Annotated in this window: 10 protein-coding genes; 3 read left to right on the top strand and 7 right to left on the bottom strand. The window is 63.8% G+C overall.

Going from position 1 to position 16,406, the window contains the following annotated elements:
* Position 1: 1 nt before the first annotated feature.
* Genes ACN9M3_RS17980 through ACN9M3_RS17955 form a run of 6 tightly spaced genes read right to left on the bottom strand, consistent with a single transcriptional unit; the run spans position 2 to position 11,364 of the window.
* On the bottom strand, positions 2-1,360 hold the full coding sequence (locus tag ACN9M3_RS17980) for an efflux RND transporter periplasmic adaptor subunit (protein WP_426318190.1): 1,359 nt from the start codon (positions 1,358-1,360) through the stop codon (positions 2-4).
* Positions 1,357-7,263, bottom strand: coding sequence for an Ig-like domain-containing protein (locus ACN9M3_RS17975; RefSeq protein WP_426318189.1), 5,907 nt, complete (start codon positions 7,261-7,263; stop codon positions 1,357-1,359). Before ACN9M3_RS17975 ends, ACN9M3_RS17980 begins: the two co-directional genes overlap by 4 nt.
* Position 7,264: 1 nt before the next feature.
* A complete protein-coding gene (locus ACN9M3_RS17970; protein WP_426318188.1) occupies positions 7,265-8,248 on the bottom strand; it encodes a tetratricopeptide repeat protein in 984 nt (327 codons plus the stop codon).
* A 43-nt stretch (positions 8,249-8,291) separates the two neighbouring features.
* Complete coding sequence (locus tag ACN9M3_RS17965) at positions 8,292-9,128, bottom strand: phage tail protein (protein WP_426318187.1); 837 nt, start codon at positions 9,126-9,128, stop codon at positions 8,292-8,294.
* 32 nt (positions 9,129-9,160) lie between these two features.
* Positions 9,161-9,934: an efflux RND transporter periplasmic adaptor subunit gene (locus ACN9M3_RS17960; protein WP_426318186.1), complete on the bottom strand. Its 774-nt coding sequence runs from the start codon at positions 9,932-9,934 to the stop codon at positions 9,161-9,163.
* Entirely contained in the window at positions 9,931-11,364 is a 1,434-nt protein-coding gene (locus ACN9M3_RS17955) for a TolC family protein (protein WP_426318185.1), read from the bottom strand. Before ACN9M3_RS17955 ends, ACN9M3_RS17960 begins: the two co-directional genes overlap by 4 nt.
* A gap of 612 nt (positions 11,365-11,976) precedes the next feature.
* On the opposite strand from ACN9M3_RS17955, the gene ACN9M3_RS17950 reads away from it, so the two are divergent.
* Genes ACN9M3_RS17950 through ACN9M3_RS17940 form a run of 3 tightly spaced genes read left to right on the top strand, consistent with a single transcriptional unit; the run spans position 11,977 to position 15,828 of the window.
* Positions 11,977-13,974, top strand: coding sequence for a ferritin-like domain-containing protein (locus tag ACN9M3_RS17950; protein ID WP_426318184.1), 1,998 nt, complete (start codon positions 11,977-11,979; stop codon positions 13,972-13,974).
* Positions 13,974-14,921, top strand: a complete 948-nt coding sequence (locus ACN9M3_RS17945) for a DUF692 domain-containing protein (RefSeq protein WP_426323783.1) — start codon at positions 13,974-13,976, stop codon at positions 14,919-14,921. The genes ACN9M3_RS17950 and ACN9M3_RS17945 overlap by 1 nt, the downstream gene beginning before the upstream one ends.
* On the top strand, positions 14,908-15,828 hold the full coding sequence (locus tag ACN9M3_RS17940) for a putative DNA-binding domain-containing protein (RefSeq protein WP_426318183.1): 921 nt from the start codon (positions 14,908-14,910) through the stop codon (positions 15,826-15,828). Before ACN9M3_RS17945 ends, ACN9M3_RS17940 begins: the two co-directional genes overlap by 14 nt.
* Here the strand turns inward: ACN9M3_RS17940 and ACN9M3_RS17935 are convergent.
* Entirely contained in the window at positions 15,825-16,406 is a 582-nt protein-coding gene (locus ACN9M3_RS17935) for a hypothetical protein (protein WP_426318182.1), read from the bottom strand. The genes ACN9M3_RS17940 and ACN9M3_RS17935 overlap by 4 nt on opposite strands.

The raw sequence follows: 16,406 nt of genomic DNA, 5'->3' as shown, positions 1-16,406 counted from the left end.
CTTAAAGTGCGATGAACTGGCGAATGCTGGCCAACGGCCGGCGCAGTATCCAGTAGATCAGTGGTACACGCTCTCCGCCCAGTTTGGCTGTGCCTTTGAGGCCGATACGCTGGCCGGAGGGGGCGTTCAGCCTCGCGCGCACCCGATAGGCGTAGCTTCCGTCCGGACGAGCCACGGCGCGGTGGCTCATGTAGCGTAGCGTACCGTTCAGTGGCGACATTGGCGTCGTGGCCAGGTAGAGATGTAGTGGGGCGTTGTTGGCCAGGGGGATGGCATCGCCAATCGGTACCCAGGCTTCGATTTCAACATCGTCAGGCGCTGCCACCTGCATGATGCGCTCGCCGGTTTGCACCGGACGGCCTATCCATTCGGATGGATCGTCGAACAGAACGATGCCGGCCTGCGGTGCCAACACCCGCGAGCGCTGCGCCTGGCCTTCAAGGAAGTCGGCCTGCGCCTGCTTCTCCGCCACCTTGCCGAGCGCCGCGGCCAGCTGGCCTCGTGCGCGTGGATCGTTGAGCATCAGCTGGGCGTTCTGGCGATACTCTGCCTGTGCGGTGGACAGGGCCTCGCGCGCCACATTCAGCCGGCTGCCAATAGGAGCCTGGTCGAATGAGAACAGCGGCTGGCCAGCCGTCACCACCTGGTTCGGACGTACGGAGATTGCGGCGATCACGCCATCGAGCGGTGCGCGTATGGTGGCCGGATTGGCCGGCACCAGTTCGCCCGGCGCCAGAACCGTCAGCCGAACCGGAAACACCAGCACGGCCAGAAGCACGGCAACAGTGCCCAGCCGGCGAGGCCAGTGCTTGCCCTGGGTACTGCCTCGCCACCACTCGCGTAGCAGCGTGGGCAGGCGGCCCAGTGACCAGCCCGGCGACGGATGCGCGGAGCGCCAGGCGTGCTGCCAGATGTCCATCCATTCGCTCAACAGCGCCAGTTGATGGGGCGGGAGGGCCGCCTCACCGGCCAGCAGCAGGCCGCCTGGACTGGCCAAGCCACGCAGCGGCAACCAGGTCGCGTGCGCTGGCAGCCATTCGTCCCATTCGGCTTTGATGGCAGTTGGAAGCTGGGCTGGATCGATGTCCAGCGGCGTCGTCAGCGTGTGCTGTTCGGAGAGTGTGCGGCAAAGCTGGTCCAGCCACTGCGCGTAGGGTGCATTGGCTTCCACCGTGACCACGCCGGACAGGGTATGCACGCCACTGGACTGGAACCATAGCGCAGCCTGGCGATAAGGCGCCATCGCACGGCTGTCGTTCACCGCCAGGAAGGCCAGTTCGTTGGCACTGGCCGCAGCGCGCGCGCGCTGGGCCAGTTCCAGCAGGAGCAGCAAGGGGTTCTGCAGTGCGCCGTCGTTCATGCCGAGAGCGCCGCCAGACGGGCCGCAGCCGCACTGCGCGCCGCGCGCAGCTGTTCACCGAGACTTGACCGGCCGGCCGGTTCTGCATGCCATTCGCTGTGCTTACCGGCTTGCCCATCCTTGGAAACGACAATCTTGAACACCTGTGTTGCGATATGGCCTTTGCTGTCGCGCGCAATGACCTTGAAGCTCAGGGTGCCTTCGAAAGCCGGCGGTGACGTGCCTTCAAAGCGCCCGGTGCGGGCATCAAACCTGATCCATCCGGGAAGCGGTGAACCGTCCGCCGATTGCGCGCTCAACATGACGCTCGCGCTCTTGCTCGATTGGGCAAAGGCCTCGCTGCCTATCTGTACGGATATCCGCTGGCCGCTAGCGCTGCTGACATCCGGGATAGGCCGGTATGCCACCAGCGTATCGCCACCCGGCAGTTCCGGCACGATGGCGATCTGGAAGGTGACACCGGTCGATCCTTGTACATCCCTGAAGGCCGTTGCGCTTTGGCCGGGGTCGAATCCTGGAACCGGTGCCAGTGCGACGGTGGCTGGCAGAATGTCCAGCACTGGTTTGGGCGCGGCGCCCGGCCAACTGGAGGCAATGTCCCCGCCCATGCTGGTCAGCGGCAGCACCAATGGCGCCGTCGCATCCGGGTGGTCCTGCCCCTGCTGTTCATCCCCACCCGGAACGACGGTGAATGGCGCACTGGGCGGGGTAACTGCCATCATCGGTGTAACGGGCAAGGGAATCGCTGGCGGCACCGCAGTATTGATCACCAGCGTGGCGCCGCTATTGCCGGCGGTATCGCGCACGGCTACTTGTACGCTGCTGGCACCGTTGCTGTTCACGGACCAGGCTCGACCGATGGTGCTGACAGCAGACCAGGTGGTTCCGCCATCTAACGAAGCGTGCAAGGCTTCGCCGGCAGCCAAAGGGGCCGAGAGGGCACCGTCGACGATGCCATCCGTGCTTAGCGAGATGAGCGATGGCGCGGTGGTTGGTGCAGTGGTGTCCAGTGTGAATGCATGCTGCAGTGGCGTGCCGCTCCCACTGGCGCTGGTAACGCGCGCCATCAGGGTGTTGCTGCCATTGAGCGTCACGTTGGCGCTCCAGCTATTTCCGCTGGCATTTGCCGGGCTCCAGGTGGCGCCGCCGTCGACTGACACTTCCACCGTTTGGCCGTTGAACAGTGGGGCCGATAACGTTCCGCTCACGGTCTGTGCAGCCATGTTGGTGATGAAATCGCTGTTGCTGATGCCGCTATCGGCCGACAGCTGGAAGCCGGTAACCAGTGTTGTGGAGGCGATGCTTAGCTGGCCGGTGCCGCTGCTGGTATTGCCGGCGGGATCGGTGGCGGTCGCAAGGATGTCGTAGCTGCTGTTTTGAGCAAGGGCCAGGGTGCCGCTGGCGGGCGTGGCGCTGGAAAGGTCCAGGCTCCAGTGGCCACCGGCTGGGCTGACGATGTATGTCGCACCGCCGACCGTGACAGTAAGCGTCTCGCCGCTAGCAAGCGCAGCGCTGCCTGACAGCACCGGCGCCAGATCGCTACTGAACACGGTATCGGCAGATGGACTGACTGGCGCTGTCGTGTCGAAAACATAGGCTTGCATGTGGACCGGACCATCGTTGCCGGCGACGTCGCTGACTTTCACCAGCAGGGTATTGCTGGCACTGAGCGTCTGGCCGCCAAGCGACCAGCTACTCTGGCCGACGCTGGCGCTGGCGGCGTGCCAGGTGGCGCCATTGTCCAGGGAAACGTAAACGGTTTCGCCGGCCCCCAGGCTGGTGGACAGCGTGCCACTGAGGATTTGCGCCGCCACGCTGGTGATGAAATCGCTCGTGCTGCTGCCGCTGTCGTCGGAAAGAGATGCGCTGGCGATGGCGGTGGCCGGTGCCGTTGTGTCGAGCACGTAGGCCTTGCTGGTAATGGCGCCATCATTGCCGGCGGCATCTGTCATACGCAGCTGCAAGGTGTTGCTGCCGCGTAGCGTGATGCCATCCCAGTTCAGCGTCGTGCCGCTGACCTCGCTGGTGATGTCGGCCCAGGTGGCGCCGTTATCCAGCGAACCAAACAGCCGTTCGCCGCTTGCCATCGCGGCGCTCAGGTTGGCGCTGATGGTTTGCGCGCTGATGTTGGTGACCAGGTCGATATTGCTGATGCCGGTGTCGCTGGAGAAGGCGATATTGCTGAAAGCGGTAGCAGGGGCGGCGGTGTCCAGCACGTAGGCAAAGGAGGCGGCGCTGCCGGCGTTGCCGGCGGGGTCGACGACGCGCACTTGCAATGTATTGCTGCCGGTAAGTACGACGGGTGCGGCAAGCGACCAGCTGTTGCCTGAGGCAAGAGCGGTGGTCCAGGTGGCGCCGTTGTCCAGCGAGACTTGTACGCTGTCCCCGGCCGGCAGGCTCCCGGTCAGCGTGCCGCTGATGCTTTGCGCTGCCACATTGGTGATCAGGTCCGTGCTGGAAATGCCGGTATCGGCCGAGAATGCAGCCGTGCTTCCGGTGACGACAGGCGCAATGGTGTCGATATCAATGTTCTTGTTGGCGCCGAGCGAGCTGGCGGCGCCCGGTGCGGCCAGTGTCAAGGAGGCGCTTTGGCCGCTGGCGCCCGCGTCCGCAATGGTGGCGCCATTAAGGGAAAGGGCGCTGCTGCTGGTGTAATCGAGATCGGCGCTGTTTTCTCCCGCCATCACCGTATAGCTGAAGGTCAGGGTGCTGCTGCCGCTGCCGCCGCTGTACGTAGCGGTACCACCGGAGTTGAGTGCCAGCGTCGGCGTGCCGCCGGTAGTGTCAACGTTCACGGTGCCGCTGAAATCGACCGTGATGGTGATGGTGCTGCCAGTGCGATAGGCGCCGTCTGCGGTAGTCGAGCTGATGTTGGTGACACTGGGTTGCGAGCCATCGACCAGGATCGCTGCCGTGCTGCCGACGCTATTCAGCGTGTTGACGCCGATGTTTCCCGCCAAGTCGGATAGCACGCCGCCGTTGGATGTCATGGCGCCGACCGTGATGCCGTCGCTGTCGCTGTCGCCGTTGACCACGGTATAGCGGAACAGCAGGGCACTGGTGCCAGAGCCGGAAAGGTAGTTGGCATAGCGTGTGGTGGCGCCAATCACCATCGCGATACGCGGCGTGCCGCCACTGGTGTCCACGTATACGGCTTCGCTGAAGTTGACAGTAAAGTCCAGCGTATTGCCAGTGTAGTAGGTGGCGTTCGCCGGCACGGACACGGAATTGACCACTGGAGCAGTTGTATCCACTGTCACCGCAATGGCACTGGACGATGCAGAGACATTGCCGGCCGCGTCAGTTGCCGTTGCGGAGATGTTGTGGCTGCCCTCGCCAAGCGTGGTCGAAGTGTAGCTCCAGACACCACCGGTGGCGGTCACGCTGCCCAGCAGCACAGCGCCATCGTAGATCCTGACCGTGCTGCCATTCTCTGCGCTTCCCGTGAACGTAGGCGTGTTGACATTGGTGACCAGGTCGCTGCTGGAAATACCGCTGTCGATGGTCAGCACCGGCGCGGACGGCGCGGAAGGGACGCCGGTGTCCAGCACATAAGCTTGGCTGCTTGCCGCGCCCTGGTTGCCGGCGGCGTCCACTACCTTCAGCTGCAGGGTGTTGCTGCCTGTGAGGGTAACGCCCGTCCAGCTCAGCGCGGTGCCGCTGACGTTGCTGGTGATGTTCGTCCATGTGCTGCCGCCATCGAGCGAACCGTACAGGATATCGCCTCCTGCCAGGCTGCCACTCAATGTGGCACTGATGGTCTGGCTGGCGGAATTTGTGATGAAGTCGCCAGCGGCTCCACTGTCGTTGGAGAAAGCCAGGCCGCTGAACGTCGTGCTGGGCGCCGTGGCGTCGTAGACATAGGCCTGGACTAGCACGGTGCCGTCGTTTCCGGCAGTGTCGGATACCTTGATGCGCATATTGTTACTGGCGGTGAGCGTGACGCCTGCCAGCGACCAAGTGTTCGTGCCGACCGTCGTGGTGGCCGCGGTCCAGGTGGCGCCGTTGTTCATCGAGACGTACACCGTCTCGCCGGATTGCAGGTTGGCCGACAGCGTCCCACTGACCGTTTGCGACGCGACGTTGGTGTTGAAGTCGCTGCCGGAACTGCCGCTGTCGTTCGAGAAGCTGACGGTGCTGATCGTGGTGGCCGGCGCGACGGTATCCAGCGTATAGCTCTTGCTGTAGGTGCTGCTGTCGTTGCCGGCAGCGTCGGTCACCTTCAGCATCAGGGTATTGGTCCCGCTGCCGAGCGTGGCCCCGTTCCACGTCAGCGTGGTGCCGGAGACCTTGGCGGTGATATCGGCCCAGGTGCTGCCACCATCGAGCGAGCCCTTGAGCACATCGCCCGCGCTCAGCGTACTGCCGAGGGTGGCGCTGATGGTCTGGCTGGAGACGTTGGTGATGAAATCGGTGTTGCTGGCGCCGGTATCGGTTCCCAGCGCCGCGTTGCTGAAGGTGGTGGCCGGCGCCGTGGTGTCCAGGGTGTAGGTGTGCGTATAGGCCGTACTGGAGGTATTGGAATTGGAAACGCGGGCCTGAAAGGTATTGCTGCCGGACAGGGTGGTGGTGGTGCTCCAGCTGCTGGAGCCGACGGTGTAGCTGGTGGCATCGCTCCAGGTATTGCCGTTGTCAAAAGAGACCTGCACCTTTTCGCCCGTGCCCAGCGCGCTGCTCAACGTACCGCTGATCGTCTGGCTGGCAACGTTGGTGATGAAGTCGCTGCTGCTGGTGCCGCTATCGGACGACAGCGAGGCGCTGTTGACCACGGCGGCCGGCGCTATCGTCTGGATGTTGATGAAATTAAAATTCTGGAAAAGGGTGAAATCATTTGCGGTCAGCACGATGCTGACTACGTTCCTGACCGTGCTGCCCAAACCTGAGAGGGTTTGCCAGCTGCCGTTTGCCACCCCCGGTGACACCGTGTTGGTATGGTTGCCGGCATCGGTGTATTGGATGCTTATTCCGCTGGCATTGGTGCCTACATCAAGGCCGCTCAGGTCGAACATATAACCAGACTGGGCCGAGATGGTCAGCTTGACGCCACTCCCGGTACTGGTATCGAATGCATACAATCCGTCTGGCCCGAAGGATGCATCCATGCCGACGCCGAAGCTCGGGTCGCCGGCAAAGGTAAAGGTAACGCCATTGACGCTCTTGGTGAACTGGTAGTTCGAATAATCGGCGTCGCTGTTGGTGATGGTGACCAGGGTCAGCAAGTCCTGGTAGTCACTGATGCGCAGCGCCTCGGTTTCAATCTTGCCCGCACGGACTTCAAGCCCCCAGTTGCCGCCTTTGCCGGCGGCGCCGGTCGCGTCGGTCGACGCCGCCACATCGGCGCCGGTCGCGCGTGCCAGGCCATCCAGCAGCGCAGTGCCTTTGCCACCGGCGGCGACATCGCAGGCATAGAACAGCAGGTCGCCGTCGCTGGACAGCGCCTTGCCCAGTTGCGCCAGTTCCCGCTGGGTCGCGGCCGACGACAGCGAGCTCTCGCTCAGGTGCATGGTGCCGAGATCGACCACACCTTGCGCGCCGTGCGACAGGATGTGAATCGCGTCGACATTGCTTTGGCTGGCAGCCCATTGCGCGATTTGCGCCAGGCCGTCCTTGCTGCCGTCGAATTCGACGATGCCGACGCCGGCGCGCAGGCCGGCTTCCAGGGTCTTGTAGTTGGCCAGCGAGGTATCGACGATCGCCACTTCCTTCTTGCCTTGGTCCTTGGCCGGCTCGGCCGCCCGCACCGTGACCGCGGGCGGGACCGGCGGTGCTTCGTGCGCCTGGGCGGCATGCGCAGCATCGGCGACAGCACCGTCGAACATGAAACGCTGCTCCAGCGGCAGCAGTTGGGAGCTGCGGCGCAGGGGGCGGCGGCGTCGATCGGCGGGGAAGGATGAATCGTTCATGTCAGGCTCCAGGGGATGCGCCGGTGGCGCGAGGTGCGGCAAATTTGGCCAAATGGTCGGCGACTTTCCGGTCCAGTCCGGGGCGCCATTCGGCGGGCATGAGGGCCAGGACACTGGCCAGCAGTTTTTCAGCCGGGGCCGGGTCGGCCAGGCTGGCCTTGGCTGCGCTGGCCCACAGGTAGGCCTTGGCCAGGTGTACTGCGCTGGGCGCGCCGGTGTCGGCTTGCGGTGGCAGATGGGCATACAGGACGGCGGTAGGCAGGTAGGCTGCGGCGTAGCCGGCGGCAGCCAGGGCTTCCATATTGCCCAGCGCCGCATTGCTGTCGACCGGGCCGCCATCACCCTGGGACTGCATGATGGCCAGCTGGTACCGTGCCTCGGGCAGGTTGTGTCCCGCAGCCAGTTGGTACCAGTGGCGCGCGCCGGCAAGATCGCGCGGCACGTCGGGATCGTTTTGCAGGTAATTGGCCAGCAACAGCATGGCCGGCGGCGAATTGGCCATCGCGGCCTGGCCGCACAGGTTCAGGCCGCGCACCACATCCCTGGCAACGTAACGACCACGGATGTAGAACTCGGCTGCCGAACACAGCGAGATCTTGTGGCCGCCATCGGCAGCGGCCAGGTATTCGGCCAGCGCGGCGCCCGCGTTTCCAGGTACGTCGGGTGTGCGCATCAGGCAGGTCGCACTGTAGTGCTGGGCGGTCGGAATCTTGCCCCTGGCAGCCTTGGCAAACCAGGCACAGGCGGCATCCTGGTCAACGGGGCGGCCCCAGCCAATTTGGTGAAACAGCCCGAGCATGAATTGAGCCAGTGGATTCTTGCCACTCTGGCGCAGGAATGCAGGATAGGCGTGCGCATAATCGCCTTTGTCCAGCAAAGCGTAGGCGGCATGCAGCGGCTCCGCATGGTCGGATGCCTTTTTTGCGCTCGCTGGCGCCGCAGACAGCGCGGCGGCGAGCAGGAGGGAAATGCGAATAGACTGCATATCGTTCCACTGGCCGCTCTCCCTGAAGAGCGGCCGCGTTGCTTTAGTTGCGGGAAGGGTAAACGCCCTGGGTGGAAATAAAGTAATTCATCACAAGGTAAGGCTGCATATTGCTGAACGGCGTGCTACCGCCGGCCGGGCCGGTGTTGCCGCTGCCCGGCGCGGTGCCGCTCAGCGTGGCGCTGGCCGATGCCGGCAGGGTGACGGGGATCGTGCTGGTGGAGCTCACCGCGATGCTGCCGCCGAAGGTGCCCGCCGCCATGTTGACGTCAGGCGCGGTAGTCGAGTAAATCTTGTTGCTTGGGGAGGCCGTAGTCGCCAGTGCAGCACCTCCGGGAGCCGAGGCTGTACCGTTGCCACTGAACGCTTTCAGCGTCAGGGCGCTGGTATTCGCCGTGAAGGTCGCACCGCTCAGCGCGGCGGTGGCGCCGGTGGCTTTGCTCAGGTCGAGCGTGACCGCGACGCCGTTCAGGCTGGCCGCGCCGGAGCTATGGACGTGGAGAGGCATTTGCGCCATCGTCAGGGTGGCGTTGGCAACGCCGCCAGCTTGGCCCACGGTATAGGGGATGCCATCGGCACCGGTGCCCGCGCCTACCACCACGCGGCCGCGCAGGTCGGGCAGGGCGAACGTGCTCTGCCCGTTGCCGCCATAGGTCGTGCCAAGCAGGGAGAACAAGGCGGAGTTTTGCGAGATGTTCAGCAGCTGACCGGCGGCCGGCAGAAAACCGCGGAAGTCATTGCTGCTCCAGGCCATGATGCAGACTGACGACAAATACGGTTCTGCCGAGCAGGCATAGGCGGCGCTGTTCCAGCCAGCGGCAGCAGCCAGGGTCGCAGTCAGGGTGAGACAACGGGTGATGCGGTGAGAGCGCGAATTCATTGGATCCCCTTTCTTTCCGTTGTGGTAAAAGATCACTTCGGCGTTGGCGGTGTCATCAGCACTTTGCCGCTCATGCCGGCGATCAGCTCGCCGTAGCGGCCTTCGATGACTGCTGTTAATTTGACCGACTGGCTGACCGGGTCGACTTTGGCAGCGATACGCTGCACCTTGGCCGGGTAGGTCTTGCCGGTTTCATCGATACTGACCTGGAAGGCGCTGCCGCTGTGCACCCAGTTGAGCCAGCGCGACGGCACAATGAATTCCAGTTCCAGCGCGCTGTCGTCGATGATCTCCATCAATGCCTGGCCGGGCTGCACATATTGCTGCTCACGCGCCTTTTGCTCGGCGATGCGCCCGGCAAATGGCGCGCTGACCTGGCACTTGCCCAGCAGCGCGCGGCTGGCCCCCACTTCGGCCTGGGCCTTCAGCATTTCCGCCTTCGACACGTCCAGTTCGACCTTGCCAACCGAATTCAGTTGAGCCAGCTTCTGGTTGCCCTTCCAGTTGGTGTCGGCCGCCATCAGCGCCGCCTCGGCCTTGGCCTGCTGCGCTTGCTGCAGCGTGCAGTCGAACTGCACCAGCAACTGGCCCTGCTTGAAAGATGCGCCTTCGGCCAGCGGCAGGCGATTGATCTTGGCGCCAATCTCGGCGGCAAGGGTCGTGTAGCGGCGCGGCATCAACTGGGCACGGATCTCACGGCTATCGAGCGCAGCGCCGACCGTTGGCGGCGTGGCGGCCTGGGTGCTCAACAGGGGTAGGGTGGCAGCTGCCAGCAGGCTGGCCAGAGTGGTGCGTCCAGCGCTCATTTACCGTCCTCAAGCGGCGGCAGCTGGCCCTGGTTCCAGCGTTGCAGCGACTGCCCGACGGCCGCGGTCAGCTGGTCCAGCGGCATGGTGGCGGCACCTGCGATGGCCGGCTCCATGCCCAGCGTCGCCTGCAGGCGCGAGGCAGCGGCCTGTGCGTTGGACAGCGCCTGGTAGCGGCGCAGCTGCGACAGGACAGTGCTGCTCTGCTGCGAAATGCGGTCCAGGGCCGACTGCTTCTGCACTTCGGCCTGGTTGGCGACGTGCTGAGCGATGCGATTGTCGACGCCCGCAATGGCGTCGGCGCGCTCGTACTGGCGGATCGTGTTGGCATATTGCAGGCGCGCGATATGCAGTTGGCTCAGCACGGCCATCTGGGTCGCCATGCGGCGCTGGTTGGCCAGCGCAACACCATCATCGGCCAGGCGCATCTGTGCCGGGGCCGATAGCAAGCCCAGGAGGTTGAAGGAAACCTGTGCGCCGGCTTCGTTCCAGTTGCGGTGGATCAGGTAGTCGTCATTGCTGTGCTTGACGCCATAGTTGAACGACAGGCCAGGGAAGATCTTCAGCAGCGCACGACGGGTTTCCTGCTGGGCGATGCGGGCGTTGTAGATGCCCTCGCGCAGGTCCGGGTTGCGCAATAATGCGTACTCTTCCAGACGATCGACCGGCTGCTGCAGCCAAGCAGCGTTGACTTCGCTGGCCGGCTCGACCACGGTGTAGTCAGCTGTCAGCGGCAAGTTTGCCAGGGTGGCCAACTCGACCTTGCCGGTCGATAGCTCCTGGTCGATCGTTTCCAGCAGGCGCAGGTTTTCCAGCAGCTGGCGTTGGTAACGCAGCGGTTCCAGCGGCGTACGGATGCGGTCGTCCTCAGCCTTGCGTGCATCCTTGAGCGCCGCTTCGGAATCGGCAATGGTCTGGCGCAGCTGCGGCAGCAGTTTTTGCGCCGCCACGACCCGCCAGTAGGCCGAGCGAACGTCCTGCACCAGGTTATTCAGGGCCTTGCGATGGCGCTCGGCGGCGATCAATACACGGTCGGCGTTCTGGCGGGCGGCGTAATAGCTTTGGCCGAAGTCGAGCAGGCTCCAGGAAATGCCAATTTCAGTATTCAGCGCTTGGCGTTCGGAAGAAATATACGGGTGGGCCAGCGACGGTTCACCGGTGACCGAATCGGTGCTGCGCGTGATCAGGTCGTTGCTGCGGTCGCGGTAGCCGGCCGAGGCTACCAGCCTGGGCAGCATATCGTATTTGCCTGCTTCAAAGCTGTCCTGAGCCACTGCCAGTTCCATGGCCCGGAAGCGGCGGTCAGCGTTGTATTTGATGGCGCGGGCGATGGCGTTGTCCAAGGTCAGCGGGCCGTTCAGCGGCTCGACGTCGCGGGCCAGGGCGGTTTTGTCCTCCTGCAGGGTGGCGCGCACTTCAGGCAACGTCAACTTGGCGCTATCGACGTTCAGCGTCGAGCAGCCTGAAAGGATTAGCAGGCTTGCGGCGCCAAGCGCGATTTTGTTTATTGGACGATATTTATTTTGAAGCTTGCAAGGGACGGAGCGCATTAATTTGATTTCTCAGGTTAATGGTGCCAGGTTATCGAGGAGGTAAGGGTTTGGCTTATTGGCGCATAGGATCATAAAATACATGGGATTTTAGACTTGCCTCTGGAAAAACAATATTCTGTTACGCTTCCGAACGAATGTGTAGGATTTCCGCAACCTTCAGGAAAAGGAGGCTGGGCTTGAACTTAGGCTTTCAATTCAACATGTGAGCATTGGAGAGAATTAAACGGGAAGGCGGGCGCATGCTTTTCTACTGTTATAAAAGTATTAATACGTCCTTGCGTTGATAACCAATTATCAGTCCATTTTGTCCGGCTCGTAATTCGCAAGTGTTGCGAAACTCCAAGCAATTCAAGGAGCGGCAACGAAATATTCCGCGAAGTAAATATTTGGAGAGAATTCCAGGCAGGGGACTCGGGCACACTTGCCGAGCTATAGGTCGTAGCGGCACAGCGGGCCGCCCGCTGGTTCACCACCCCGAGGAGAACCTCCATGCAGATTCCATTGTTGGGCAAGACCATCAAGCCGATTACCGGACGCAGCCTGAAGTTCGTCGAGGAAGACAAGTCGGCCGCACGCGCCATGGCGCAAGCGGCCATCAACGTGGAGTTGTTCACCATCCCCTTGTACATGAGCACCATGTACTCGATCCACGGCATGCACCAGATCAATTCCGACGGCACCACCTACTACAAGGGCCGCGAATGGCCGGGCATGTCGACCCGCGCCATGCCGGGCACGCCGAACGCCAAGGCATTCAACATCATCTTCAGTGTGTTCATCCAGGAGATGCTGCATTTGCAGATGGCTTCCAACATCGCCACGGCGCTGGACGTCAAGGCCTCCTTCACCAGCCTGTCGCTGCAGACGAAAGAGCATGGCTGGCATTGCTATGGACCCGACTGCAGTGTGATTCCCCACATCGTCGACCTGAAGAACACCAGTAACTACAGCCATGTGCGCGTCAACCTGGAAGCGCTGAACGAAAACCAGTGCAAGCTGTTCCTGGCCATCGAGCAGCCGGAAAAGGATGCGCGCAAGGAGCTGGAAGCCGATCCTGAGAACGCGAAGAGGTATTTCCCCGAGGTCCCGTTCGCGGGCTGGCAGGTGGACTACACTGAGCGCAACCTGCCGATGTTCGGCACCATCGGCTGGATGTACGAATGCTATGCCCAGTACCTGAGCATCGAATATGCGGATGGCGAGTCGCTGTTTACGAAAATGTTCCGCGCCGGCTCGGTGCAGCAGGACATGTTCAACTCCAAGGCCGATGGCCACCCGAAGAAAGAGTTCCCGCGCTTCGACACCTTGCTGACGACGGAAGACCAGGGCAGCGCCGCCACCGCCTTCGACAAGGTGATCGACATGATGAGTGCGATCTCCGACCAGGGGGAGGGCAATACCATCGAGATCCAGCGCTACCGCAAGCAACGCCTGTTGACTGCGGTGGATGGGAAATACCAGGAAGATCGCGCCGCGCTGGAAGCGGACTATCCATCCTACGACCAGGACGGCAAGCAGGCGCCGTCGCGCGATGCCGCGGCGCGCGGCGACAGCAAAAAGCAGGACCATTTCGAGCGCTTTCTGGAAGTGCGCGAAATCCTCAAGCAGGTCGTGACCTGGGAATCGTGGCATGCGGCATGGGACAAGGAGGGCAAGGGCTGGAGCGCCGCCGACCTGACCAACGCGCAGTACGATCCCGAAACGGCGCCCCACAACATCCCCACGCCGCAGCAGGTAGCCGATGCGCTCAATCGCCTGAAGGCGCAGGGTTCCGCCACCCGCAAGATGCTGAGCGAGGTGGCCGTGGGCGCCATCGCCGGCATCACCACGGTGCTCGACACATACTGGCAGGACCAGGGCGCCAGCTTCCCCTATCCATCGATGGTGGGATCGGGTGACCGCATGTCGATCTGCTGGGCCATCACGGGGCAGTCGGCGGACCTGCGCCACGGCCTGGACGCGCCCGGCAAGGATACCTTGTACCACGCCTGCCAGGGCCTGTCGCTGGCCAAGCCGGATACCGGCGCCAGCTGTGCGGCAATCGAGATCTACCATACCTGCCGCGGTTCCAACGGTTGCCATGCACAGGGCGGCTGCGGCTTCGCGCAGCGCGATACGGGAGGCGGAGGACTGTGCGGCGCCAAGGTGGCGCAGGCGCCTGCTGCAGGCAGCACCGGAAAAGTGACGCCATACAGCGCGCCGAGCGACAACAAGTGCGCCAGCTTCGGCGGCTGCGCGGTGCCGATTTCGGCCTCGCAGCTGTATCCGGAGACGGCGCCGCCTCCGGCCATGAAGCTGTACGACTTCGAGGGGCCGGACCACCAGGCGGTGCCGCTGGGGCAGACCATGGCGTTCACCAAGGGCGACTCGGTGTACGAGAAGGCATGGGAAGCCTACAAGGCGGTAATGGCCAAGCGCGGCGCCCCGGTGACGGCGCCCATGCCGGAGCCGACCGACCTGCGCGTGGCCCTGCCGCCATCCACCTGATGGCAGGCGAAGCGCCCGACAATGTGCGCCAGCGCCTGGGCCTGCCCAATCTTGGGCTCGGCCTGGGCCTGCGCACGCCGCATTTTCAGCACATCCTGGCGCATGGTCCCGGTGTCGACTGGTTCGAAATCATCAGCGAGAATTTCATCGGCCACCACGGCCATGCGCGTCATGTGCTGGAGACCGTGGCGTGCCAGGTGCCGCTGGTCATGCACGGAGTGTCGCTGTCGATCGGCAGCACGGCGCCGCTCAACTTCGCCTATCTGGACGGATTGAAGCGGCTGGCCGGCGACATCGGGCCGGCCTGGGTCTCGGACCACCTGTGCTGGACCGGCGTGGCGTCGCACAACGCGCACGACCTGCTGCCGCTGCCGTTGACGGACGCCTGCCTGGCCCACGTGACAGCGCGCGTGCGCCAGGTGCAGGACTACCTGGAGCGCCCGCTGGTCCTGGAGAATCCCAGCAGCTATGCGGAGTTCCGCGTCTCGCAGATGCCGGAATGGGAGTTCCTCGGACGGCTGGCGGAAGCCACCGGCTGTGGCTTGCTGCTCGACGTGAACAATGTGTACGTTTCGGCCTTCAACCATGGCTTTGACGCGGCGGAATACATCCGGCGCCTGCCGCACGAGCGCATCGTCCAGATCCACCTGGCCGGGCCGGCGGACTGCGGCGCCTACCTGGTCGACACGCACGATGCGCCGGTGCCCGGGCCGGTATGGCAGCTGTACGCGCTGGCCCAGCGCTTGACAGGCGGGGTGTCGACCCTGCTGGAATGGGACGCGAAGATTCCCTCCTACCCGGAATTGCTGGACGAACTGGGTAAGGCGCGCCAGGTCCTCAACGGCGGGATGCCGCAGAGCGTTGCCGCGGCGCGCCGCGAAGACGCCGTTTCGACGCCGCTCGATTTCTGCCTGGGGCAGGGGGATGGCGTCGATGTCTCTGCCTGATTTGCAAGCCTGGTTCCTGACGGTGATGACATCGCCGGGTGGCGTCGAGCAGGGGCAGGCGCTGGCGTTGCAACGCCATGGCTGGCGCCTGGACGACGTGATCGCCCACGGCCATGGGGCAGCGCCTGCCGCGCGCATGCGCATCTACGCCGACGGCTATGTGCTGCGACTGCTGGACTGCCTGCGCGCCGACTACCCACTGCTGCACAAGCTGTTGGGCGAGGACTTGTTTTCCTTCTTTGCGAGAGGCTACATCTGGCGCCATCCTCCATCCACCACATCGCTGTATGACCTGGGCGCGGGTTTTGCCGGCTTCCTGGCCGCAAGCCAGGCGGGACAGGGCGCCGATGGGGCACTGCGGTTGCCGGTCGCGCTGGCGCAGTTGGAGCGCGCCTGCACCGAGGCTGGCCGAGCGCCCGGGCTGGAGGCTGCCGGCCGCGCCGCCGGGCAAGCCGTCTCGCCGCTGGATTGGTTGATGGGGTGCGATCCCTTGCTGCGCACGCCGGCCTGCCTGCGCCTGCTGGACCTGGACGTGCCGGCGCTTGACTATGCGCGCGCCCTGCGTGCCGCCGCCGACGTACCGCCCGCGCCGGCACGCGCACGTTCGCTGCTCGCCGTGACGCGCATGGCATTCCGCGTCGGCATGAAGGAACTGCAGGAGTGGCAATACCATTTCCTGGCCCGGCTGGTGGCCGCCGGTCCCGAGGGCATGCTAGCCAGCCAGTGTTTGCCACTGGCGGCGCGGCACGCCGATTTGTCCGAGCACGACATGCGGGCCAACCTGCTGGCCTGGCTGCCCGGTGCCTTGGCGGCGGGCCTGATTCATAGTCTCCCTGCAGGCAATGAGCCGGACAAGGGGCGCGCGGCAGGTGGATGCGATCCATTTGCCGCGGCTTCACAGGATTAGCGTCGGCGTCGCGTGAATCCGGAGGCAGCAAATCCCGCCAGCATCAGCGACAACGTCCCTGGCAAGCCTACGGCCCGGGTGGAAGCTTCGACATCGATGTTGTCGATCTGGGTGAAGGCGCCGGAGCTGATGCGCAGTTCCATGATGCCGGTCAAGGCCGTGGCCCAGATGCCTGCGTCCTGGATGACGCCAACCAGTTTCCCATCGGCGGAGACGGAGCTCCAGTCTGCGAAGTAGTCAAAGCCACTCAGGTTGAACAAGCCGCCACCGATGCGGGTCAGCGTGACGAACGTGTCGGAGCCGTTGTCAAGGCCGTCATGCCAGTTGTAGGTCTGCGGTTCGAAAGTACCGCTGCCAACATTGGCCGCACCTGGTGCTGCATTAGGGGCGTGCAGGGTTAGCTGGAAACCCGACTCCTCGTACTTCAGGTTCGGTCCATCGTAGCGCATGCTGTCCGCCAGCGGAAAGCCGTCGCCATACATCATCTCGGTAAGCTTGCTGAACTCCAGGACGGTCGCGCTAGCGCTGCTTGCTGCCATGCTGAAGCACAAGGCGGCCAGGATAGTATTGAGTTTCAC

The sequence above is a fragment of the Pseudoduganella sp. R-43 genome, assembly GCF_049913255.1.
Taxonomy (GTDB): Bacteria; Pseudomonadota; Gammaproteobacteria; order Burkholderiales; family Burkholderiaceae_D; genus Rugamonas.
The sequence above is the reverse complement of the archived record's forward strand: the minus strand, read 5'-3'. Positions and strand labels throughout refer to the sequence as shown.